The organism is Bacillus sp. UNC41MFS5, from assembly GCF_000686805.1.
This window is the reverse complement of record NZ_JMLP01000005.1, coordinates 373152-396739: the sequence shown is the minus strand read 5'-3', so window position 1 is coordinate 396739 and position 23588 is coordinate 373152. Positions and strand designations below refer to the sequence as shown.

The following is a 23588-nucleotide window of genomic DNA, read 5'->3' as shown; positions in this document are numbered from 1 at the left end:
AGCAACTATTTCCTATTTTTGCCCTTACCATCTTAAATCATGCAAATGATATTCTTCTGTGAAAACAGTATTGCATTATAGCCTTCCATTTGATAAAATATTTCATGTTCTGAATTATTTTTAGGAATGTTAAGTCGAGTTCATATAGTCTCGATTCTTTGTAGGAGGTGAAAGTAATGCCTAATATTAAATCTGCTATTAAGCGTGTAAAAACAAGTGAAGCTCGTAACGCTCAAAATACAACTGCGAAATCTGCAATGCGTACTGCTGTTAAGAAAGTAGAAGCTGCAATTTCTACTAACGACGGTGCTGCTGCTAAAGAAGTATTTGCTGCTGCTGCTAGTAAATTAGACAAGGCTGCTGCAAAAGGTCTTATCCACAAAAATGCTGCTGCTCGTAAAAAATCTCGTCTAATGAAAAAGACTAACTCTCTTTAATTTAGTAAAAAAAAACGATTCCCTTTCAAAGGAATCGTTTTTTTTATTTCTTCAAATGAAAGAGAAACATTTCAATTAATAAAGATTTATTCATGCCCCCGGTTTTCATTTGGTAATCTGCTTCTGCGAGGAGATCCATTAAATGGGCTAATTCTTCATCAGTAAATTTATTCGCTTGTCCGAGTGCCAGCTTAACACGGAAAGGATGCGTTCTTAAGTAACCAGCAATTTGCTGCTGCCCATACCCTCTCCTCGACAGTTCCTTTACTTGGTATATTAACCTAAATTGCCCTGCAAGTAAGGCCAAAATCTTTATCGGTTCTTCATTTTGTTTTAACAAATCGTAATAAATCCTTAACGCTTCATCAAGTTTTCGCTGGACTACTTTTTCAATTAGTGTAAAGATATTCTGCTCAAGGGATCGTGCCACTAATTTCTCTACTAAACCTATGTCTATTCTTTTTTCACCGGCTGCATATAATGCCAATTTATCTACTTCACTGGTAATCATAAACATATTTGTTCCAACTAATGCCAATAATTGGTCGATCGCATCTGGTTCGAATTCAATCCCACTGTTCTTTGCCCTGCCCTTAACCCAGTTCTTTAAGTCATGTTCATTTAACTTTTTAGCTTCAACAACTTCAGCATGTCTTTTTAATTCCTTCGTTATTTTCTTCCGTTCATCCAACTTTTCATATGGCGCCGAAATGACTAACACCGAATAAGGTGAGGGCTCTTTCAAATACATTTCGAACCTGGATAAGTTGTGGACCGCCTTATCCTTGGATTTTTCTGCTGTTAAAAAAACAGGATTATGTAAAAAGATAACTTTTTTTTCTCCTAAAAAAGGAAAGGTTTCAGCATCTTCGATGGCAACCTCGATTGATGTTTCCTCTAAATCATAACTAGCAAAATTAAAATCCTTCTCTTCTTCGGTCAAAATATGATTGAGTAGTAATTGCTTTGTTTCATTAATTAAAAAAGACTCAGTTCCAAATAATAAATAAATAGGAGCAAATTCCTTTTTTTTGATTTTTTTCCAACTATCCATTACCATGTTTCAGCGCTCCCCTTCTTTCCATTCATACCTATGGTAAAGAAGCTTGGCCATTTTGACAAGCATTTTAAAGGGAATTAACACCTATTTGAAAAGTGCTAATTCCCTATCTATAATGAACGCCTGCAATAGAAGCCCTAGGATATTCTATTGTCTGGCGGAGTTCCTTAAGTAACTATAGTTTAGCCGTTTATCAGTCTCAGTATTTTGACAACTCTTGTCAGTTGTGGAAAGCAATTTGAAGTATGCTGGATTTTTTTTCGAGAATGACTTATACTATAATGTGAAATAGGAGGGGTAGACTGTGAATGAATTTGAAAAAGATGTGCAAAGTAAACGAAACGACGCGATCGATTCTGGGGTAGGATTTGGGGTTTCTTTTGGTTTTTTTGCCATAATGTTTATTGTTGCAACAGTCATTAAGGTAATCGGTTCGTAATGATTGGCTACATATGTGTTAGGCAGAAGACTGCATTGCTGCAGTCTTTTTTTATTAGTAAGATGCTTTATCCTATGGTAAATAAGGTAAAAAGGTTCCTTTCTGATGATAAAATTTATAGGTGATTGCGCCTTGCTGATCGGTTCGAAAAATAATCGTATTTGTTGTTTCTAAGCGCTCAAGCACCTCTTGATGGGGATGACCAAAGCGGTTATTTTCCCCTGCTGAAATGAGGGCAACTTTGGGTTTTATTTGATTAATAAAAGAAACTGCACTTGAAGTTTTACTGCCATGGTGACCAGCTTTTAATACATCAATATGTAAATGGGGATATTGATGTATGATTTTCTCTTCCCCTGCTTGATTTAGATCCCCTCCGAAAAACCAACTTACGCCTCCTAATTGAGCAATAAAAGCAATGGATCCACCGTTCCTTTCTCCCGTATAATTCTTTTCTGGTGAAACAATATAAAAGCCATTTTCTTCATTTGTCCACTGATCGCCTGCCGAAACTTTTATGACAGGAATATTTAATTTTTTGGCCTCCTTAATAATATCAAGTTCAGTACTCGATGGTTCAACCACAGCAGGCATTAAGATTTGTTTAACTTTAAGCTCTTTAATAATCGAAATTGTCCCCCCAATATGATCCATATCCCCGTGTGTTAAAATTAGTTTATCAATTTGCGTTATTCCCTTTCCTTTTAAAAATGGAACAACTACATCCCTTCCCACTTCAAAGGCTTTTGCACGTTCTCGCCATTTTTCTTCAGCAAAGTGCATGGTTCCACCTGTATCGATGAGATAGGTCCCTTTTGAATGTGGTAAATGGATTAAGATACTATCCCCTTGACCAACATCAATCATTGTTACCTCCCCATATGGAGATAACCAGTTCCAACTTTTTTGTGAAATTACCAACAGGATACTTAAAAAAATCAGGAAAGCCTTTCTTTTGGGATACGTTTTTGACTCCCAAAGATAAAAAATAGCAAGCAGCAGTAAAATATAAGTGATGAGGAAAATCAAATTTGGTCTCCCGGGGATAAAATGGAAGAAAGTAAAATCGGCGAGATATTCAATAAGGTGATTAGCGACAGTAATAATGGCTAAAAAGAATTTATTAAGTAGTAGTGGAGTTTTTCCGAAAATAAACTGAATAAAAAACAAAAGATATAATCCCGGAAGATATAGGAATGAAAAAAGCGGAATATAGACCATATTGGCAATGATGCCGATTAATGAAACCTCAAAATAATGATATAGCAAGAAAGGCAGTGCCCCTAATTGAGCAATCAATGAGGTCGCAAGCATTCGCGTTAAATTATTTGCATAATCTGTAAGAATACTATTGGCAGATAAAATGATGACCAGACTCACTGCAAAAGATAGTTGAAAGCCAGCATCAAAAACCACCATTGGACTAACTATCAAATAAGCAATAAAAGCCAAACTAATGGCATCATGCGGGAATAGCTTTAGGCGGGTGCGCCACTTCACAGTAAGTAAGACAAGAAAAATCATTAGCCCTGAGCGAATAACAGAGGGCGAACTACCAGTCAATATCACATAGATTGGAAGAAGAATTAGAAGGAAATTATTCATGAACTGTCTCGTAAGGCCGAAGCGGATTCCTAGATAAAAAACCATCGCAATTAATAAGGAGACATGAAGACCAGATATCGCAAGCAAATGGACAATACCGGTTTTTTGGTAAGCAGATAATACATCTGGGTCAAATAAATTTCTGTCACCAAAAATTAAAGCGGCTGAAAGGGAAGCGATTTCCTGTGGAAAGTGCGACTCGAGATAGTTAATTCCTTTATAACGCAGTTGTTTGATTATCACGAACGGAGATGGTTTTAGCGGAGTGCAATGTTGTAGCAGGTTTTCTTGCACTTCTATTATCCAATAAATATTCTTCCTTGCTAAGTAAGTTCGGTAATTAAATGCATTAGGATTTTTGGCAATCGCCGGTTTTTCCAAGGTACCAGATACACTGCATAATCTTTGATAAAACATTTCTGTTTTTAGATTTATTTTTTCCTGTTCAGATGGAATGTTGTAGCGGATTAAGATACTCTCCTTGTAGCGCTGTTCTACCGCTTGCACTTGTAATAAGTCGCCATCGATTTTGGGATCTTGAGTATATTGAAGAGTAAAGGTTGTTGTAGCAGCGGGGATAACCGATTGATTCATTGAATTAGAATGAAGGCCAATAAACAAGAATATCAAAAAACATATGGTGATGCTTGTTAGTTGTAGGGCGGAGAAACGTTTGTATTTATATAGAAGATAAAGAGTAAAGACTTGTAATAAGAAAAAAGGAAGGAACTTATAAAGTGCAGATAATACACCAAATATAGCGGCAATTGCAAAATAAAGATATTTTCCATTCATTTGATTTTCTCCATATAAGTTTCTAATAATAAACATTATGGAGCCGGCAGATAACCGGCGCCCATTTTTTGAAGTATTATTGTTTAACCATTCGTAAATCAATCACGGACTCGTTTAGAGCAACCTTTTCAATGGTTACGTTTGCCTGTTTAAAAAGGTCGATTGCATACGGATGATTTTTGTAATCCTCCGCGTAATAAACCGTTTTAATCCCTGCTTGAATAAGCGCTTTACAGCATTGAAGACACGGGAAATGGGTGACATAAATTTCAGCGTCAGCGGTTGGAACTCCAAATTTAGCACACTGTAGTATTGCATTCATTTCAGCATGGACCGTCCTGACACAATGATTGTCAATCACAAAACACCCCTTATCAATACAATGGTCACCGCCCGCTATGGAACCATTGTAGCCCCCGGCAATAATTCGTTTATCTCTAACGATGGTTGCACCCACTGTCAACCTGGTACATGTGCTTCTAAGTGCGAGCAAATGGCTTTGTGCCATAAAATATTGATCCCAAGAAATTCTCTCCACTTCTCCCACTCCCTTTTTTGATGGTTCACTATAAGTGTAATAGTGCTTGTCCTTTTTGGTCAAATAAAGATTTTTTATATAGCAATCAAATCCTTTAATTTTTCAAATGTTTTGTCCCCAATCCCGCTGATATTTTTTAAATCTTCAACGGTTTTGAAGGGGCCGCTTGTATTCCTATATTCGATGATAGCCGCTGCCTTAGCTGGACCGATGCCAGGAAGATTCTGCAGTTCTGTTTCATCTGCCTTATTAATGTTAATTTTTGCTTCATTTTGACTGCCAACTGACGAGGCTGGGTTACCCGGTGAGGTAATAGGTGATGAAATCCCCTCCTCTCCCTTTGCAGGTATGTAAATGATCATTTCATCCTTGACGTGTTCGGCAAAATTCACCATGCCTTGGTCTGCTTTGTCCGTTAAACCACCAGCCCGGCTAATAACATCAATCACTCTTTCACCCGTATTTGCTTGATAAACTCCAGGCTGTTTAATTTGTCCTTTCACATCGACCATAATTTTTTCTGGTAATTCAGGTTGTTTGTCGGATTGGATACTTCCTTTTTCTTTCTCATCCTCTTGAACCTTTTCTTCTATACTAAGTGTGTTAACGGGTGAAGTGGCTGCAGAATCACTAACATAAAAATAATAAATACCACCTAATGCTAATAAAGCCCCCAGCAAAACAGAAATCTTGTGTTCAATCAACCAGTCTTTCACTTTGATCCTTCCTTTCTAAAGGTATATTTCACTATCTGATTTCATATGGTTATAAAAGAATAATTGCATGCGAGGAGGGTCGGAACAATGAATATAGGTATTATCGGTACTGGAAATATGGGGAGCATGTTGGTAGAAGCCCTGATTGAAGGAAAAGCCATTTCCCCTGCTTCTATGATGATTACCAACAGGACAAAATCAAAAGCCTTGTTGCTTAAAGATAAATATAAAGAAATAAAGGTTGGGGCAAATCCAGGAGAAGTAGCTGCTGAGTCCGACTTGGTATTTGTTTGTGTCAAACCATTAGATGTATATAAAATTTTACATGAAATTAAACCACGGTTAAGTCCAAAAAAATGTGTGATCACGATAACGAGTCCTATCAGTACAAGCCAAATTGAAAAAAAGGTTTCCTGTTCAGTCGCCAGGGTAATTCCAAGTATTACGAATCGAGCCTTATCTGGGGTAACGCTGATTACCTATGGAGAAAATTGCAGTGAGCGATGGAAGAGGAAAATCGAAGAATTAATTACTAAAATTGGAGTGCCAGTCCATATCAACGAAAAAATAACGAGGGCTGCCTCTGATATCGTTAGTTGTGGTCCTGCATTTTTCAGTTATCTACTCCAAAGTTTCATTAATGCAGCAGTTAAAGAGACTGAAATTGATGAAAATGATGCAACTACGATGGCTAGTGAAATGATTGTCGGACTAGGTGAATTATTAAAGCAAGGGCATTACACCTTGCCGTCACTACAAGATAAGGTATGTGTTAAGGGCGGAATTACAGGTGAAGGAATAAAAGTATTGGATAATGAACTCGGGGATGTTTTTGAACATATCTTCCAGGCAACAAAAGCAAAATTTAAAGACGACCTTGATAAAGTGGAATCACAATTCTCAAATTATTAATTTCGCCATGAACTGACAATATTCCTTTTTTATTATGATAAAAAAGCCATCTTTTTTATAGATGGCTTTCTTTATGTTTTCTTGCTACAAAAAAGATTCGTTCTGATTGTGAGTGAGGGTCTGAGTTTTCAAAATCAGCACTGACTTCCAGCACTTCAAAACCGGCCTCGATCAACCAGTTTGAATATTGCTGTATGGTATATGTACGTTGAAAATGAAGTTCATCAAAGCGGTCATACTTACCGGTCTGTTCGTCCAAAACAAAGAAACTTAACTCATGCTCGACACTATTTAGACTTTTTCCAGCAAAGCTATTCCAAATAAAGGAAACATATTCCTCACTTGAAGCATATGTTTGATTTATGAATAGATGAGCTATTTTATAAATGGAATGCACATCAAAGAGGAAAATCCCCTGATTGCTCAAATGCTGAAAAACGTTTGAAAAAGTTGCTCTAACTTCTTCCTCAGTTTGCAGATAATTTAACGAGTCACATAAAATGCCAATGACATCAAATTCCGCCTGACCTTCCAAATCTGCCATATTCTGCTGAAAAAATGGAATTCGCAGCCCTGTCTCCTCAGATTTAGCCTGGGCTACAGCTAACATATCCTCAGATAAATCGACACCCGTTACTTGAAAACCGTCTTGGGCTAAACGGACGGATAATTCACCTGTGCCACATGCCAAGTCAAGTAAGCGAGTGCCCTCAACCTGATATTTTACGCACCTATCTTTAACGAACTCGACCCACTCCTCATAGGGTGCATCCTTCATTAATTCATCATAAAGATAAGCGAATTGTTGATAACTCATGTATTTAACTCACTAAGGATATCTTCAGTTGGTGCATCGCCCCATAAGCGCTCTAACTTATAATAGCTTCTTTCGTCACGATGAAATACATGGGCTACGACATCGCCAAGGTCAATTAATACCCATCTTGCTTCATCAAAACCCTCAATTCTTTTTACTTCACAGCCTTGCTCTTGCGCTTTTTCTTTTATTTCCCTTGCAATTGCTTGTACTTGTTTATCTGAATTACCATGACAAATGATAAAATAATCGGCAATTAGGGAAATTCCCTTCATATTTAATGCAAGAATATCTTCCGCTCGTTTGTCATCTGCAGCCTTTACAGCTATTTTTAGTAGTTCATGATTATCCATGAATCAATCCTCCAGTTTCTCGATTAGGTCATTGTACGTATAGAATGTATCTGGGTAAACCGTTTGATTCTTTTTTAATAAAAAACTGATTGTGTTTTTGATAGCCATAATTAGTGCTTTATCTAAGTTTTCTTTCGCCATTTCTCTTACTTCTTCCACACCTGGAAAATGACGGCCTGGTTCAATGTAATCTGCCAAATAGATTATCTTCTCTAAAAGACTCATTCCTGGTCTTCCTGATGTATGAAAGCGAATGGCAGCTAACACTTCTGGATCGTTTATGCCCGCTTCCTTTTCCACCAAGTACCTACCAACAGGGGCATGCCACAATTCCGAATTGAAATGAAGTAAATCCTCTGGAAATCCTTGACTAGCGATAATTTCCTTCATTTCTTCTTTAGGCCGAAATTTTGCATAATCATGAAAAATGGCAGCTAATTCGGCTTTCTGTGCATCACCGCCATATTGCTGTGCAAGTACGATTGCTGCCTCCATTACTCCTAGGGTATGCTGATAGCGATGGTCGGTTAATTGTTTCTTAACAAGCTCTAATGCTGCTTCACGTTCCATACAAATGCTTCTCCTCGATAAATTGAATGACCGAATCCGGCAATAGATACCGAATGGTCTGTTTGTTTTTTACCCTATCTCTTATCATACTTGATGATACATCGATTGCAGGCACATCTACATAAAGGACAGGGTAATCGGTTTGACTGCTATATGCAGGTCTTTCAACTCCAACAAATTGGACCAGTCTAGTCAGTTCGTCAATTTTATGCCATTTTGGCAGGTATTCTATCATATCCGCGCCAATAATAAAGAAAAATTGATGTTCAGAATGCTGGGCATTAATCATTTTCATCGTATCGACTGTATAAGAAGGGCCTTTTCTATGAAGCTCAATCGTTTCGACTCGAAAAGCATCATTTCCTTGGATGGCTAATTCAAGCATTTGCCGGCGGTCTTCATTTGTTATCGATTCCGATTTTTTCTTATGTGGAGGCTCTTGATTTGGCATAAACCAAATTTCATCTAGATGAAGGGTGGAAAGAACCTCATTTGCAATTAAAAGATGTCCGTAATGCGGAGGATCAAAGGTTCCTCCCAATATCCCCACCTTTTTCATGAGCTCGTCTCCTTATACATTCAATTATGGAAGCTTAATTGTTTTCTTTTCTACAGACTCTTTATAGAGGACTATCGTGTTCCCAATAAGTTGCACAATTTCTGCTCCTGTACCCTCTGCTAATTGCTCAGCAACGACGGTTTTGTCATCTTCACAATTTTGCAAGACGCTGATTTTAAAAAGCTCTCTTGCTTCGAGTGCATCAGCAATTTGCTTAATCATATTTTCATTTACTCCCCCTTTACCTACTTGAAAAATAGGATCTAAGTGGTGAGCCTTTGAACGTAAGAATCTTTTTTGCTTTCCTGTTAACATGTTCTTCCTCCTAGTTGTTTTAACACATTTTCTCTCATTCTTTCTACATCCGGGAATATACCTGTCCATTTTTCAAAAGCAAGGGCTCCTTGATAGACAAACATATCTATTCCGTTTTGGATTCTTGCACCATTTTGACGTGCTTCTTTTAAAAATTGTGTTTCAAGTGGATTGTATATGATATCACAAAAGACTGCCTGTTTCCTTAAATTATTTAGAGCGATTGGCTGCTCATAAATTTTTGGGGACATGCCGATCAAAGTTGTTTGAATAACTAAATCATATTCCCCCAATGATTCAACCGCTTCTTCAAATGAACACGCGCGAGAATCAACGGAATATGGACAATCATTGATTAGTCTAATAGCCCTATCAATTGTGCGATTTGCAATATCTAATCTCTGAGTGTTTTCCTTTGCCAATGTAAAATAGATGGCTCTCGCTGCGCCGCCCGCTCCAATAATCAAAACTTTTTGACCTGTTAAATTAGGTAATATAGCATTTAACCCTTTTAGAAAACCAGGACCATCTGTGTTATAGCCAATTAATTGACCATTCTCATTCACAACCGTATTGACCGCTCCGATATTTACCGCTAATTCATCTATACCATCCAGAAAGGGAATAATGTTGCTTTTATGTGGGACAGTTACATTAAATCCACCGACCCCCACCGCCTTTAAACCCTTGACAGCATCGTGTAAATTCTCAGCCTTCACATGAAATGGTAAATAAACGGAGTCCATGTTATAAAAGGAAAATAAATCATTAAGCATAAACGGAGACATTGAATGTCCGATTGGATCCCCCAAAACAGCAAATAATTTCTTCACCAGTATTCCCCCACCCATTAAGCATTGTCTATTTATATTAAGGATTTCCGAATTAATGCTTGCACCCCTTTAGGAACGTAAGCAGCTACCTTTGCGCCAGGCTCATTGACAGTAATCCATCCAAGCCCAGAGAATACAATGTCTGTTTTTGCTTCTTTTATGATAAATTCCTGTTTCACAAGTTCCGGAAAGGAATCGATTTGATGCATACGAGGCGGAGTTAACATTTCCCCCACATGTTTTTGATAAAGCTCATCGGCATTCTCCATTTTAGTTCTGTGAATATTTAATTCATTGGAAACATAACAAACAAATGACCTACGGCCGCCGCTAATATAATCAAAGCGAGCTAACCCGCCGAAGAACAAAGTCTGCCCTTCGTTTAATTGAAATACCTTAGGCTTGATTTCCTTTTTAGGGGTAATAATTTTTAAATCCTGCTTATCTACAAAATGAGCCATTTGATGATGGTTAATAATACCAGGAGAATCAATTAATGACTTTTCATCATCGAGCGGAATTTTGATAATATCCAATGTCGTTCCTGGAAAATGAGAGGTGGTAATTACATCGGTTTCACCTGTTACCTCTTTAATAATTCGATTGATAAACGTAGATTTCCCAACATTTGTACAACCCACGACATAGACGTCTTTACCGTTTCGATGCTCATCAATTGCGGCCGCGGTTTCTCGAACAAACAGCCCCTTCGCTGCACTAACAAGGAATACATCTTCCGGCTTTAATCCGAGTTCTTTTGCCTCATGTTTCATCCAATGAATTAATTTGCTATGCTTCACAGATTTGGGTAACAAATCTACCTTGTTTCCGACAAGGAGCACTTTATTGCTTCCAACAAAACGGTGTAATCCAGGGAGCCAGCTGCCATTAAAATCAAAAATATCGACGATCATGACAATTAAAGCATCTGACTTACCCATTTCATTTAATATTTTCAAGAAATCATCGTCCGTTAAGCTGACATCTTGAACTTCATTGTAATGCTTAAGACGAAAACATCGCTGGCAGATAATCATTTCCTTTTCCAAAGCCGATGTTGGTGCATATCCTAGTTCCTCTGGGTTTTCGGTTTGAACTTTTACTCCACAACCCATACATATATATTGATGTTCACTCACAAATTAATCCTCCCATTGAAGCATACCTTTTTTTCGAAACCAATTTAAAATTCTTCTTTCAGCAAAACGGTTAAATTTTGTCCAAAAGCCATCCGTTTGCGCAACAGGGACAACCAGGATAGTATGAAATCCACCCCGGTTTCCGCCAAGTACATCTGTCAGTAACTGATCTCCAATTACTACAGCTTCTTCCTTTTTTATTCCCATCTGTGAAATTGCTTTATGAAAAGCGACTGCAAAAGGCTTCCTCGCCCTAAAAATAAACGGAATTTTCAAAGGATCAGAAAAAGCTTTAACTCGTTCTTCATTATTATTAGATACAATTGTCACGAGGATATTGTGTCTTTTAATTTCCTCAAACCACTTAATTAGTTGAGGAGTAGCAAAGGGACGGTCCCACTCTACTAAGGTATTATCTAAATCCGTAATAATCCCTTTAATTCCCTTGGCACTTAACTGTTCAGGAGATATATCAAGAATGCTTTTGACATGCTCATTCGGTAAAAATTGTTTTAACACTAAGCCTACACCTCATTGACATCTAAATTCGTTCATTATTTTTTCACATGTACCATCATAACCAATTTTAACCTTTGTTTCAAAGATTAAAAGAAGTTTTAAACTTATTATTCAACAAAACATGATAATACATGATTAATACTTTTTGCTCTGTCTTCATCCGCAGAATCACTTGCTTGGAGCATTAATCAATAAAGATGATAAAAAAATATAAATATTTTTCGACATATTTCGTCATTTCCAAATATTGTGGATAAAGTTATTAACATTATACCGATTGAATCATACACTTTTCATCATTTTATAAACAAAATAATCACAAGTTATCCACTAGATTATGTGGATAAATGGAACGATTGTTCTATAGGAATAAATTTGGTAGATTTAGGGTACACCAATTGAACATACCATTTTATGTTTATCATTCCTATAATAGAACACTTTATTTGCAAATCGGAGGTGGAATTTGCTGTGCGAAAACTATCAGATGAATTACTAATTGAATCATATTTTAAAGCAAGAGAATTAAACCTAAGCCCTGAATTTATTGGACTAATTGAGTCAGAAATGCTCCGCCGTTCCTTATACCATAAAATAAAAATATCTTCATAACCTGGCCCAAATTGGGCTTTTCTTTTTGCCCATTTTTCTTTCGTACTATTTAAAAACTCCAATTTTCTCTCCGACTTTAATGTCTTTCGGGGTATGAATGGTTGAATCGATTTGAAAAATATCTTTTTCGAATAACAAGACAACCGTTGAACCGAAACTAAAGTAAGCCAATTCTCCGCCCTTTTCTAATTCGGACCCCTTGTGGGTGGTTTCAATCGAATTAACAAACATTGCCCCAACCTTAACAATGGCTACATGCCCGTAATCTGTTTTAACTTCAGTCATTACCCGATAATTCTTGGCAAGCGTTCGAACCCCATATTTTAATCCCAGCTTATTGACAGGATATGATTTAGAGCCAAGTGTCCATTGCTTGGTGACGACTCCATTAACAGGACTGTGAATACGATGATAATGACTTGGGCTTAAATAAAGGATCATATATGTACCATGTAGATATTTGGCTAATAATTCTTGGTCACCGAGCATTTCTTCAATGGAATACGTCTTTCCTTTGACAAGAATATCACTTGCCTCTTTTATTGGGCCAACATCTTCAATAACTGCATCCACAGGGCTAACAACGGTTTCTTTGTTTTTATCAATTACTCTTGCTTCCTTTTTCAATGTCCTAACAAATAAATCATGAAGAGTAGGATAGTCAGACAAGCCCTTCTCCATTTCTTCTAGGTTTAAGTGATAAATCTTGGCGAAGGATGGTATCATAAAACGACTGACAGGTGAACGAGCAAAACTTCTTAAAATAACTGAAGTCCACCTGCCATTTGTTAACTCAATCATGAAACGATAAAGACCTTGAATCATCGAACTACCCCCAAATAGTGTAAAAATACTCTTTACGAAAAGACATAAAACGCTTAAAATTAAATATTATAGAATAAATTAACAATTTTGATTTCCCTTTTGGCTAAAAAAAAGGAGTGATGTGGAGCATGTTTTTGTTGGACGTACTTGATCAAACAATAAAAAAACTTAAATCCCAAACAGCTAATGTACTCACCTTAACAAACTTATCACTTGGCGGATTTGCAATCATATTCGGGCTTCATGGGAATCTAAGATTAAGCTTGCTGTTAATTTTTATTGCGGCATTGGCAGATCGTTTTGATGGTATGGTTGCCCGAAAGTTTAATATCGAATCGGAACTAGGAAAACAGTTAGATTCCATGAGTGATATTATATCATTTGGTGTAGCACCTGCACTATTACTATATCAAGGAATTTTACATGAATTTGGCGGACCGGGTTCATTTTTCACCGTTTTCTACATTGGTTGTGGTGCCTTCAGATTAGCACGGTTCAATATATCGGAAAGCAATGGATACTTTACAGGTTTACCCATTACCGCAGCAGGTTGCTTGGCAACTCTTAGCTATTTGGCCATACCTTATATTCCATCGCAATCATTCTTATTTATAACCATCATTCTATCATTCCTTATGGTAAGTCCATTTAAACTGAAAAAAGTCTAATAATTGAACTTAAAGCATCCATCACGCCAACGATGGATGCTTTTTTATTTTCAAAAAAAAATGTCTCTCAAATAAAAAAGTTTATGGACAGACACAATTTCCCTTTTCCTTCATAGGAATTAATAATAGGCGAAATGGCCAAAAAAGACGGGGGTAGATGCGGATGTCAGGAATCTTAACAGCTCTCGGATATTTAATGAAAGAATTTTTATTTCTTGTCTCCTATGTAAAAAATAATGCTTTTCCTCAACCCCTATCTGCTGCAGAAGAAAGAAAATATCTTCGGTTAATGGCAGAAGGGGATTCACATGCGCGCAATATGTTAATTGAACACAATTTGAGATTGGTCGCGCATATAGTCAAGAAATTCGAAAACACAGGGGAAGACTCGGAAGATTTAATTTCGATTGGAACAATTGGTTTAATTAAGGCGATCGAGAGTTACTCAGAAGGAAAAGGAACAAAGTTAGCAACCTATGCCGCACGTTGTATCGAGAACGAAATTTTGATGCACTTACGGGCCCTTAAAAAAACAAAAAAAGATGTGTCCTTACATGATCCGATTGGTCAAGATAAGGAAGGAAACGAAATATCATTAATCGATGTACTAAAATCAGAATCTGAAGATGTGATTGATACGATTCAGTTGAACATGGAACTTGAGAAAGTAAAGAAATACATTGAAGTTCTCGATGACCGAGAAAAAGAAGTAATTGTCGGACGCTTCGGACTAGACTTACAAAAGGAAAAAACACAACGAGAAATTGCGAAAGAATTGGGCATATCAAGAAGCTATGTCTCTAGAATTGAAAAACGCGCCTTAATGAAAATGTTCCATGAATTTTATCGGGCTGAGAAAGAAAAAAAGAAAAAATAACAAAAAACAGAGCCGAAAGTTTATTTCAGCTCTGTTTTTCCATTCTGCATCGGATTATTCCATTTAACTCCACCATCTATCGATTCATATATATCATTATTTATGGTGGTGAAAGCTATTTGCTTTGGATCTTGAGGATTGACTGCTAAATAAGTTATTGGATTTTCATAATCAAGGAATGGAATCTCGATATTTTTTTGTTCACCAGTTGCAGGATTAATCGTTTTTAATAATATTTTCTTGTTTTCCACACTTGAAAATAAAACTGAATCTCCGCTAAATGTAAGTGATGTTACCATATATGGATTTGTAATTTGTTTCATCGTATTTCCGTTATCGGTCGAATAGTAAATACCAGACCGCGTCGGCATCGCGATGATATCCCCATTTATTGGATGAACGGCAATCCTCCCATAGGAATCCGCATTAAAATTATTTAATGTACTTTTTTTCCACGTCTTCCCATTATCCTTAGAGTAGTTCAGGCCTTGGCCTAAGGTTTTTTCTTTGGGCTCTTCTTTAATGACATAGAGACCTTTTCCTGAATAACTTGCGCCCATGAAATGAAAAAGCGACTGACCGTAGAAGGATAATTTACTGATAGTTTGCCCTTTATTGACACTTTGAATAATACCAAGTGGGTCCTTTAATCCCGATCCTTTTTGCGCGTGTCCGCTTGTAATAAAACCAGTACTTACAGCTTGAAAACTATAGTATTCATGTTGATTCGTTGTTGTTTCAAACCAATTTGAACCGTTAAACATTTTTAAGCCCTTATCTGTCGCAACGTACAAAGCAAAATCATTTCCTGGATAACCAATACCAAGAATCTGGTCTACTTTTAATGATTTCGCTTGAATAATATCATAGGTAACTTTTTCTTTCTTTTCTGGTTGTGGCTGCTGCTTTTGTTCTTGGCTTGTATCTTGGCAACCTGAGGCCACTAGCAGCATGATTCCGGTCAACATTGCAAGAAAGACTTTCATTGTTTTCTTCACTTTTTTCCCTCCATATTAAACTATGAGGTATTCATTTATGAATCCTTATCCATCCACTTATACCCCAGTCCCCATACGGTTGTCAAATATTCATCAACGGGAAATCCTGTTTTTCGTAATTTATCTCGTAAATTCCGAACATGGGAATCAATCGTCCGGTCCTCTGCCTGAGCAGCATAACCCCAGATTGTTGTCAATAAATGTTCACGGGTAAACACTTTATTCTGATTTTTAAGTAAAAGTGCTAATAAAGCAAATTCTTTTGGTGTCACAGGTATTTGCTGATTATTGAAAGAAACATTGAAAGAGTCCTCGTTCAATTCAAGACCCTTAAAGTCAATTAATCCTGTATGACCTGTTTTTCTTCTTAAAACGGCATCAATACGAGCAAGTAGTTCTTCTTCATCAAAGGGTTTTGAAATATAGTCATCTGCACCCATGTTTAAACCCTTTACAATATCATTTTTTTCACTTCGTGCGGTCAGCATGATGATCGGGATGTCCCAGTTTTTTCGAATTTCCTGACATGCTTCCCAGCCATCCATTTCAGGCATCATTACATCTAACAAAATGATTTCAGCTTTCTTCTCTTCTTGCAAAAAATGAATGGCCTGACGAGCAGTGGTCATTTTTATGCAGGTATATCCCTTGGGAGTTAGATAAAGGGAAAGTAAATCTAACATTCTTGGTTCATCGTCTACGAGTAGTATTTTTTTCACGAACTTCCACTCCCATAAATTGAAATCTAGAATTAAATTATACTATATACTAACTAATACAAATATGAAGATAATAGTAATTTCCTACGCTTTGGATCTATCCTTCGGAAAGCGTAGTGTATAGAATTTTTCAAAAAATATTTATATAATAATATTGTAAATACATTAAGGGGGTATATAGAATGACAACCACTCCATATTTGGATGTTTGGGACCTGGACGTAATTTTTAAAGGTGGCAGTGATTCCGCAGAATTTGCAAACCACTTAATCCTCACCTTAGAATTAATTGAGCTATTCCAAGCAAAAGTGAATAACTGGTCGCCACTCAATTCCACTGAAGACGCAAAACTCTTGAAAGAATTACTTGAAGATTTTGAGTATGCTGCTAAAAAGCTGCGTCAGGCAGGTGCCTTTGTTGGGTGTTTGCAGGCACAAAATACAGACGATAAAAAAGCTAATAACCTGGACGCGAAAGTAACCAGCTTAAGTGCTGCCTTCCAAACAGCTCTTAGTAAGTTTGACAGTTCATTAACATCAATTACTGATGAAGTTTGGACGAAGCTGTTAGCGGATGAACAATTAAATGTACTTTCTTACATATTAACGGAACGACGTGAACGTGCAAAAGATAAACTCTCTAAAGAAGAGGAAGCATTAATTAGTGCCCTTGGTGTGGATGGTTATCATAGTTGGGGTCAGTTGTATGATTTAATCGTTGGAAAAATAAAAATCCCTTTTAACGAAAACGGAGAAGAAAAACAGCTGTCAGTCGGTCAGGCTTTTAACAAATTTTCAAGCCCTGACAGAGAAATCCGCGCAGCGATCTTTGCGAATTGGGAGAAGGCTTGGGGAGAACAGGCTGATTTTTTAGCCAAAACCCTTAATCATCTTTCTGGCTTTCGCTTAAATGTTTACCAGAAAAGAGGCTGGGAGGATATATTGAAAGAACCACTCAGCATTAACCGTATGGAAAAGGAAACGCTGGAAACCATGTGGGCGGTCATTTCGGATAATAAACAAAAACTCGTTAAGTATTTAGAGCGGAAAGCCTTGCTCTTAGGTATTGAAAAATTGAGCTGGTACGATTTAGATGCCCCATACGGAAAAACGGCTTCAAAGGTTACTTATCAAGAGGGAGCTAAATTTATCGAACAGAACTTCGCGATTTTTGGAGAGAAAATGGCTTCTTTTGCTCGAAAAGCATTTGAGGAGCGATGGATTGAGGGGGAAGATCGTCCTGGAAAAGCACCTGGCGGTTTTTGTACATTCTTTCCGGAAAGTAATCAGTCCCGCATTTTCATGACTTACTCAGGGACACCGTCAAACGTTTCAACATTAGCTCATGAACTTGGTCATGGCTTCCACACATTTGCCATGAAGGGTGTCCATCATCTCAACCGCAATTATGCAATGAATGTCGCTGAAACGGCTTCAACCTTTGCTGAAATGATTGTTGCAGATGCAGCAGTGAAAAATGCGAAGGATGAAGAAGAAAAGCTCGTTCTATTAGATGACAAAATCCAAAGAACGGTTGCCTTATTAATGAATATCCATGCCCGCTTCTTATTCGAAACACGTTTTTATGCGGAAAGAAAACAAGGTCCTGTTGCGGTGGAACGCTTAAATGAGTTAATGCTTGAAGCTCAAAAAGAGGCATATAGCGATGCATTAGAAGAGTATCATCCATTATTCTGGGCTTCGAAACTACACTTCTTTATTACAGGAGTTCCGTTTTATAATTTCCCATATACATTTGGTTTTCTTTTCTCACTTGGCATTTATGCACAGGCGTTAGAGGAAGGTAAAGGTTATGAAGAAAAGTACATTGACCTGTTAAGGGATACTGCATCAATGTCAGTCGAAGAACTTGCAAAGAAACATTTACAGGTTGATTTAACTCAACCAGATTTCTGGGAGAAAGCTGTTCGAATTTGTCTTGATGATATTGATGAATTCTTAATGCTAACAGAGAAATAAGGAAAAATAAAAGCATCGACCGATTCGTGTGGTCGATGCTTACTTTTATTCTACACTAAGTTCAGCTGAAATTACGCAACTGATTGCCGCAGTAATGACGATCGCCATCACAACCATGAACATATTCTCCACCCCTTAGATAGATCCTGTTCTTTCTAACTTGAATTTATCATATTTTCACAGTATCTATCAGAGGGAGATTTGAACATTTTGTTAACAAAAACTTTAAGCTATTAGCAATTATTTTTACCTATGATATCATTAAGAACTTTTTTTCTTTGATTTAAAGAATAGCGACAATAATAAGATATGGAGCGGCATCTCGTTACCTCCTAATTTTTATCCTCAGCTAGGTGGTATCCTTCATAATCCAGAAACTTGCACCCCGACCTTGCATTAATAAAAACACCATATATAAAACCACCTTTCTTGTTACCAAATTTTTTGCTAATTACATGCTACGGAACATGGATGCTTGACGATCTTTGTTTTGTTCATAAAGCTTTTCAACCATTTCTTGATGAATAGCTTCTTCTGTGCTTACTTTTCTTTTCTTAATCGTGATCGTAAAAAAGATGATATTTAGAGTCATTTCTGTTCACTTCCTTGTTTCATTCTTTTAATTAAGGATTTCCATTACATATAGCGGTACATGGAAATTTGCTTATCCTTGTTTTGCTCATAAAGCTTTTCAACCATTTCCTGATGGATAGATTCATCTGTGCTTACTTTTCGTTTCCTAATTGTGATCGAAAAGAAGATAATATTTAGAGTCATTCTGTTCACTTCCTTAATTTTCTCGTTTAATTAAGTATTTCCATTACATATAGCGGTACATGGAAATTTGTTTATCTTTGTTTTGTTCATAAAGCTTTTCAACCATTTCTTGGTTTGCAGCCTCTTGAAGACTTATCTCACGTTTTTTAAATGTAATCGTGAAGAAGAGTATATTCAGGGTCATTGGGTCCCACCTCCTTAAAAAACCTTCATAATCTAGCCGCAACAAGTTTAATCTATGCTGCACATATCCAAAATGCTCTCAAAAAGGGCACAAAAAGGCCGCAGAAGATTATCCCCTGCGGTCCGGTGATTTTTAGGCACAAAAATACCGCAAAGAGTCATTCTCCCTGCGGCATGGATATGTATGGGTAACTTAACGTAATCTTAAGCAATCCATTCCAGTCGGGTCGAATGTTTGATATTCAAATATACAGTTGTAGATGCTAAAGTCATGCCAATTGGTGCAACAGTCTTGCCAGTTAGAGCTAACATCATTTTCTTCGACCTCCTTTTTGGAATAATTTACTTACTACGGTAATTATATCCACACACCATTACTTTGTAAACCTTTTTTACAGAAGTTTTTTTAAATTAATTAATAAGCCTAATTTTAAAAAAGGGTGTCAGGTACCATGTGAATTCTTCACATGGTACCTGACACCAAAGGTTTAAGCTTTTAATGCATTGTCTAGGTCCTCAATGAGGTCTTCTGCGTCTTCTAATCCCACTGAGATTCTTACGAGGCCATCTGTGATGCCAAGTTCTGCTCTGCGTTCTGCTGGAATTGATGCATGTGTCATTCTTGCTGGTACTGAAATCAAGCTTTCTACTGCTCCAAGACTTTCAGCTAATGTAAAATATTTCACCTTACTAAGTAATTTATCAGCGTTCTCGGCGCTTCCAACATCAAATGAAACCATCCCGCCAAAACCTCTTGTTTGCTTTTTAGCGATTTGATGATTTGGATGTGTTTCAATCCCAGGGTAATAAACTTTTTTCACATTCTCGTGTCCTTGTAGAAATTCTACAATAGCTTTTGTATTGGCTTCCATCTCTTCCAAGCGAACCCCTAACGTACGAATCCCACGAATTAATAAATAGGAATCTTGCGGACCTAAGATTCCTCCTGTTGAATTTTGCACAAAATGGAGATCTTCGGCGAGCTTTTCACTGTTTACAACAGCTAATCCTGCGACGACATCGCTGTGCCCTCCAAGATATTTGGTGGCACTATGCACAACAATATCTGCACCAAGTTCAATTGGATTTTGCCAATAAGGTGTCGAAAATGTATTATCGACGATGGTTAACAGGTTATGTTCTTTTGCAAGCTTTGCAACTGCCTCAATATCAGTAATCTTTAGAAGCGGGTTGGTAGGTGTTTCTAAATGGATCGCTTTCGTATTTGGTTTAATTACACTTAAAATATTTTCGGCTTTACTTGTATCAACAAAAGTAGAATCAATTCCTAATCGATTCAAGACTTTAGTCATAACACGAAACGAGCCACCGTAAACATCATCTGTTAAAATGACATGATCACCACTGTTAAACAGCATCATTACTGCTGTCATGGCCGCCATCCCAGAGCCAAAGGCAAATCCTGCTTTGCCTCCTTCAAGCTCCTTAATCAATTCCTCAAGCGCAAATCTTGTTGGATTACCGGTACGAGAATATTCATAACCCTTATGTCCACCGACACCTTCTTGCTTATACGTACTCACTTGATAAATGGGAAAGGTAACCGCCCCCGTTGCAGGGTCATTACTTATTCCGCCATGAATCAATTGTGTTTTCCTTTTCAATCTAAATACCTCCTTCAAAAATCTTCTTGCTTAAATAACGTTCGCTTCCGTCAGGGAAAATAACCACGATATTTGTGCCAGGCTCCGCTGCCTCAGCTTCTTTCAATGCAGCATGAAATGCAGCACCCGAAGAGCTGCCCACCAGTAAGCCTTCTTTCATAGCTATTTCCTTTACCAAGGCAAAAGCAGTATCATCCGGTACAGTATGAATTGCATCAAAATAATCTGGATCCATATATCCTGGCAAAAATTCCATTCCAATCCCCTCGGTCTTATGCGGACCTGATTCTCCACCGTTTAGGATGGAGCCCTCAGGCTCAACAATCACTGTTTTCACTGAATTCTTTTGGTCCTTTAAGTAACGAGCAGTTCCCATAAATGTTCCGCCAGTGCCTGCTCCCGCAACAAAGATATCAATTTGACCGTCCATTTGATCCCAAAGCTCCGGGCCAAGTGTTTTATAATACGTTTCAGGGTTAGCAGGGTTACCAAATTGCTGTGGACAATACGAACCAGGCATTTCCTTCAGTAGCTGTTCAGCCTTGGCAATTGCCCCTTTCATCCCTTGCTCAGTTGGAGTATGAACGATTTTAGCCCCTAGTGCTTTCATTAAATCTTGCTTTTCTATGCTAAACTTTTCAGGAACACATAGTATCACCTGTACTCCTTTGTTAATAGCAGCAAGTGCTAAACCAATCCCGGTATTCCCGGCGGTGGGTTCAATTACAATCCCACCGGTCTGCAATTTTCCAGATGCAAATGCTTCCTGTAATAGCTCGACCCCAAGACGGTCTTTTACACTGCCGCCTGGATTCATAAATTCTAGCTTCGCAAAAATACGAACTCCGTCAGGCAAAGGAAACTGTGAAATTTCAACAATCGGTGTATGCCCGATGAGTTCATGAACATTTTTGTAAACCTTCATGTTTTCACCTCTACTATCGTAAAGCTGCCACCATTTTCATTACAAGAGTTGCAGAATTGGTCGCCGCTTTATCAATAAATTGATCAAACGAAAGTTCGGATTCTTTTCCAGCAATATCTGAAAGCGAGCGAATAATTACGAAAGGAACATCAAATCGATGGGCCACTTGCGCAATCGCAGCTGCTTCCATTTCCACAGCTTGCAAGTCATTAAATTTGGAACGGACAAAATCAACTCGGACCGGGTCTTCCATGAATGAGTCTCCTGTGACAATTAAGCCTTTAACAATTTGGAAATTATCAAGCTCTTGTGCAGCTGTTTCAGCGACTGTAATTAATTTTTCATCTGCCAAAAATGCAGCAGGCAGCTGTGGTACTTGACCATATTCATATCCAAATGCCGTTACATCGACATCATGGTGTCGGACTTCAGTCGAAATAACCGCATCTCCAACATTAAGTGAAGGGTTAAAGCCACCTGCAGAACCAGTGTTAATGATACAATCAGGCGTATATTTTTCTAGCAGGATAGTTGTTGACATGGCCGCATTTACTTTACCGATTCCAGAGCGGAGCAAAATAACATCCGCCCCATGCATTTGCCCAAAAGTAAACTCACATCCTGCGACGGTTTCTTGTGTTTGATTGTCGATATTGTCTCTAAGTAAGGTAACTTCTTCTTCCATTGCTCCGATAATTGCTATTTTCATACTTGGACCTCTTTCTCATTTTTTTACGCCTTTTATAGCTCTATTGCTTTGTTTAAAGGTCGTAACGTTTCTGCTTATAATCTTCCTCGGATTCATTCATCGTATCCGCAAACACTATTCTACCGTTTTTGAAAAAAGCATGCTAATAAAACAGCAAGTACTTCTCCAATTTTTCCCCCACCTGAACTATATCACCAATCCTATAAGTATAATATGGGTTAGTGAAAAACCTGTTCCCAAGAAATACATCCATACAAAAAACCTCTCGAAAATCTCGAGAGGTTTTTCTCAATCATTACTGGCCTGTTCCTGATAGATCTTCTACCTTGGTAGGTTTCCAGCCTTGGCCATCAACCCACTGAAGGTAGACATTGTACTTCTGCTTATTATCTTTTGAAGCGACTGTGCTAAACGAGCCATTTGTGGTAGATTTATCTCTTCCAAGCCAGTATACTGTCATGTTTGCTTTATCTAAGCCAGTGGCATACGAAATGGCATTCAACATTTCTTGCCAGTCAGCGGAAGAACTATCATAATTAGCAGTATGTTCGCCTGTTTGAGTTGTACCAACAGGCTGCCAAGATGAATTTTCAGTCTCTTTTACCCCGTCACCCTCTGCTACCACTTCCTGTGATTCATCCGCTTCCTCAGTAGCCGAAGTATCTTCTGTCGTTGCGGCTTCCTCCGTTGTTGAAGTCTCTTCACTTAGTTTGTCTTCTTCGGTAGCAGTATCAGTAACATTGTCGTCCTCATTTGAGGTGACATCTTCTGCCTTTGTTTTCTCCGTATCCTTTTGTACTGTTTCTTTTTGTTCTGTTTTCGTCGTTTCCTTTTTTGGTGAAGCATTATCATTTCCAGTTGCAAAAATATTGTATGCGACAAAAATTATGAGTAAGAGCACAACGACGATTAAACTATTTAAGACGATATTAGTCTTTTTTCTTTTCGAACGATAACCTGAACGCGAATTAGAATTAATGTCATTAGTCAATTTTATTCCCTCCTAAGTAAAATCAGAAACTCCGCTTTAGACTGGAGCCAGACATTTATAGACTCTCAATATTCTAACATGATTTTAAGAGAA

At 37.6% G+C, this 23588-nt stretch carries 28 protein-coding genes and 1 pseudogene; 7 read left to right on the top strand and 22 right to left on the bottom strand.

The genetic code is table 11. The features are described from left to right. Positions 1–176: 176 nt before the first annotated feature. Complete coding sequence (gene rpsT, locus BR30_RS0102025) at positions 177–437, top strand: 30S ribosomal protein S20 (RefSeq protein WP_026563520.1); 261 nt, start codon at positions 177–179, stop codon at positions 435–437. Positions 438–480: 43 nt separating this feature from the next. On the opposite strand, the gene holA is transcribed toward rpsT, so the two are convergent. After that, positions 481–1497 (bottom strand): DNA polymerase III subunit delta, encoded by a 1017-nt coding sequence (holA, locus tag BR30_RS0102020; protein WP_026563519.1) that lies wholly within the window; start codon positions 1495–1497, stop codon positions 481–483. 304 nt (positions 1498–1801) lie between these two features. Between holA and BR30_RS35590 the strand changes: the two genes are divergently transcribed. Then, positions 1802–1936, top strand: a complete 135-nt coding sequence (locus BR30_RS35590) for a YqzM family protein (RefSeq protein WP_026563518.1) — start codon at positions 1802–1804, stop codon at positions 1934–1936. Positions 1937–2008: 72 nt separating this feature from the next. Here BR30_RS35590 and BR30_RS0102010 read toward each other — a convergent pair whose 3' ends face one another. The 3 genes and pseudogenes from BR30_RS0102010 to BR30_RS0102000 all read right to left on the bottom strand — a co-directional run bounded on the left by BR30_RS0102010 (position 2009) and on the right by BR30_RS0102000 (position 5590). After that, complete coding sequence (locus BR30_RS0102010; protein ID WP_026563517.1) at positions 2009–4336, bottom strand: DNA internalization-related competence protein ComEC/Rec2; 2328 nt, start codon at positions 4334–4336, stop codon at positions 2009–2011. 91 nt (positions 4337–4427) lie between these two features. Then, positions 4428–4874 (bottom strand): annotated as a pseudogene (locus tag BR30_RS0102005) (ComE operon protein 2); the annotation flags it as partial. Positions 4875–4948: 74 nt separating this feature from the next. Continuing rightward, a complete protein-coding gene (locus tag BR30_RS0102000) occupies positions 4949–5590 on the bottom strand; it encodes a helix-hairpin-helix domain-containing protein (RefSeq protein ID WP_026563515.1) in 642 nt (213 codons plus the stop codon). An 87-nt stretch (positions 5591–5677) separates the two neighbouring features. Between BR30_RS0102000 and comER the strand changes: the two genes are divergently transcribed. Next, a complete protein-coding gene (gene comER, locus BR30_RS0101995) occupies positions 5678–6502 on the top strand; it encodes a late competence protein ComER (RefSeq protein ID WP_026563514.1) in 825 nt (274 codons plus the stop codon). A gap of 55 nt (positions 6503–6557) precedes the next feature. Here the strand turns inward: comER and BR30_RS0101990 are convergent, their stop codons facing one another. From BR30_RS0101990 to BR30_RS0101955, 8 genes are read right to left on the bottom strand one after another with little or no spacing between them, the layout of a single operon-like run. Then, positions 6558–7319: a class I SAM-dependent DNA methyltransferase gene (locus tag BR30_RS0101990; RefSeq protein ID WP_026563513.1), complete on the bottom strand. Its 762-nt coding sequence runs from the start codon at positions 7317–7319 to the stop codon at positions 6558–6560. Beyond that, a complete protein-coding gene (gene rsfS / locus BR30_RS0101985) occupies positions 7316–7672 on the bottom strand; it encodes a ribosome silencing factor (protein WP_026563512.1) in 357 nt (118 codons plus the stop codon). The genes BR30_RS0101990 and rsfS overlap by 4 nt, the downstream gene beginning before the upstream one ends. 3 nt (positions 7673–7675) lie before the next feature. Beyond that, positions 7676–8242 (bottom strand): bis(5'-nucleosyl)-tetraphosphatase (symmetrical) YqeK, encoded by a 567-nt coding sequence (gene yqeK, locus BR30_RS0101980; protein WP_026563511.1) that lies wholly within the window; start codon positions 8240–8242, stop codon positions 7676–7678. Continuing rightward, the gene (locus BR30_RS0101975; RefSeq protein WP_026563510.1) at positions 8232–8801 is read right to left on the bottom strand and encodes a nicotinate-nucleotide adenylyltransferase; all 570 of its coding nucleotides are present in this window, start codon (positions 8799–8801) and stop codon (positions 8232–8234) included. Before BR30_RS0101975 ends, yqeK begins: the two co-directional genes overlap by 11 nt. Before the next feature lie 24 nt (positions 8802–8825). Next, the gene (gene yhbY, locus BR30_RS0101970) at positions 8826–9116 is read right to left on the bottom strand and encodes a ribosome assembly RNA-binding protein YhbY (protein WP_026563509.1); all 291 of its coding nucleotides are present in this window, start codon (positions 9114–9116) and stop codon (positions 8826–8828) included. Beyond that, a complete protein-coding gene (gene aroE / locus BR30_RS0101965; RefSeq protein ID WP_026563508.1) occupies positions 9110–9949 on the bottom strand; it encodes a shikimate dehydrogenase in 840 nt (279 codons plus the stop codon). The genes yhbY and aroE overlap by 7 nt, the downstream gene beginning before the upstream one ends. 32 nt (positions 9950–9981) lie before the next feature. After that, positions 9982–11088 carry a ribosome biogenesis GTPase YqeH gene (yqeH, locus tag BR30_RS0101960; RefSeq protein ID WP_026563507.1) on the bottom strand — a complete coding sequence of 369 codons (1107 nt, stop codon included), beginning with the start codon at positions 11086–11088 and terminating at the stop codon, positions 9982–9984. A gap of 3 nt (positions 11089–11091) precedes the next feature. Then, positions 11092–11607, bottom strand: coding sequence for a YqeG family HAD IIIA-type phosphatase (locus tag BR30_RS0101955; protein ID WP_026563506.1), 516 nt, complete (start codon positions 11605–11607; stop codon positions 11092–11094). A gap of 471 nt (positions 11608–12078) precedes the next feature. Here BR30_RS0101955 and BR30_RS35585 point away from each other — a divergent pair, with 471 nt between their 5' ends. Then, entirely contained in the window at positions 12079–12219 is a 141-nt protein-coding gene (locus tag BR30_RS35585) for a sporulation histidine kinase inhibitor Sda (RefSeq protein ID WP_081825323.1), read from the top strand. A gap of 45 nt (positions 12220–12264) precedes the next feature. Here the strand turns inward: BR30_RS35585 and BR30_RS0101945 are convergent, their stop codons facing one another. Continuing rightward, complete coding sequence (locus BR30_RS0101945) at positions 12265–13044, bottom strand: phosphatidylserine decarboxylase (RefSeq protein WP_026563504.1); 780 nt, start codon at positions 13042–13044, stop codon at positions 12265–12267. A 128-nt stretch (positions 13045–13172) separates the two neighbouring features. Here BR30_RS0101945 and pssA point away from each other — a divergent pair, with 128 nt between their 5' ends. Then, a complete protein-coding gene (gene pssA, locus BR30_RS0101940; protein WP_026563503.1) occupies positions 13173–13712 on the top strand; it encodes a CDP-diacylglycerol--serine O-phosphatidyltransferase in 540 nt (179 codons plus the stop codon). A gap of 163 nt (positions 13713–13875) precedes the next feature. Continuing rightward, positions 13876–14589, top strand: coding sequence for an RNA polymerase sporulation sigma factor SigK (sigK, locus tag BR30_RS0101935; protein WP_026563502.1), 714 nt, complete (start codon positions 13876–13878; stop codon positions 14587–14589). Between the two features lie 20 nt (positions 14590–14609). Here sigK and BR30_RS0101930 read toward each other — a convergent pair whose 3' ends face one another. Together BR30_RS0101930 and BR30_RS0101925 are read right to left on the bottom strand one after the other, a co-directional pair. Then, positions 14610–15587, bottom strand: a complete 978-nt coding sequence (locus BR30_RS0101930) for a F510_1955 family glycosylhydrolase (RefSeq protein ID WP_051633425.1) — start codon at positions 15585–15587, stop codon at positions 14610–14612. 35 nt (positions 15588–15622) lie between these two features. Further along, positions 15623–16306 (bottom strand): response regulator transcription factor, encoded by a 684-nt coding sequence (locus BR30_RS0101925; RefSeq protein ID WP_026563500.1) that lies wholly within the window; start codon positions 16304–16306, stop codon positions 15623–15625. Positions 16307–16488: 182 nt separating this feature from the next. Between BR30_RS0101925 and BR30_RS0101920 the strand changes: the two genes are divergently transcribed. Next, a complete protein-coding gene (locus BR30_RS0101920) occupies positions 16489–18285 on the top strand; it encodes a M3 family oligoendopeptidase (RefSeq protein ID WP_026563499.1) in 1797 nt (598 codons plus the stop codon). 451 nt (positions 18286–18736) lie between these two features. On the opposite strand, the gene BR30_RS35580 is transcribed toward BR30_RS0101920, so the two are convergent. The 7 genes from BR30_RS35580 to BR30_RS0101880 all read right to left on the bottom strand — a co-directional run bounded on the left by BR30_RS35580 (position 18737) and on the right by BR30_RS0101880 (position 23495). Next, the gene (locus BR30_RS35580; RefSeq protein WP_081825322.1) at positions 18737–18877 is read right to left on the bottom strand and encodes a YrzI family small protein; all 141 of its coding nucleotides are present in this window, start codon (positions 18875–18877) and stop codon (positions 18737–18739) included. A 44-nt stretch (positions 18878–18921) separates the two neighbouring features. Then, positions 18922–19062: a YrzI family small protein gene (locus BR30_RS35575; protein ID WP_081825321.1), complete on the bottom strand. Its 141-nt coding sequence runs from the start codon at positions 19060–19062 to the stop codon at positions 18922–18924. Positions 19063–19105: 43 nt separating this feature from the next. Next, complete coding sequence (locus BR30_RS35570; RefSeq protein WP_081825320.1) at positions 19106–19246, bottom strand: YrzI family small protein; 141 nt, start codon at positions 19244–19246, stop codon at positions 19106–19108. 487 nt (positions 19247–19733) lie between these two features. Continuing rightward, positions 19734–20870: a bifunctional cystathionine gamma-lyase/homocysteine desulfhydrase gene (locus BR30_RS0101895; protein ID WP_026563498.1), complete on the bottom strand. Its 1137-nt coding sequence runs from the start codon at positions 20868–20870 to the stop codon at positions 19734–19736. Between the two features lies 1 nt (position 20871). After that, positions 20872–21795 carry a PLP-dependent cysteine synthase family protein gene (locus BR30_RS0101890; protein ID WP_026563497.1) on the bottom strand — a complete coding sequence of 308 codons (924 nt, stop codon included), beginning with the start codon at positions 21793–21795 and terminating at the stop codon, positions 20872–20874. A 13-nt stretch (positions 21796–21808) separates the two neighbouring features. Further along, positions 21809–22504, bottom strand: a complete 696-nt coding sequence (gene mtnN / locus BR30_RS0101885) for a 5'-methylthioadenosine/S-adenosylhomocysteine nucleosidase (protein ID WP_026563496.1) — start codon at positions 22502–22504, stop codon at positions 21809–21811. A gap of 295 nt (positions 22505–22799) precedes the next feature. Continuing rightward, a complete protein-coding gene (locus BR30_RS0101880; RefSeq protein ID WP_026563495.1) occupies positions 22800–23495 on the bottom strand; it encodes a YrrS family protein in 696 nt (231 codons plus the stop codon). Positions 23496–23588: the final 93 nt, after the last annotated feature.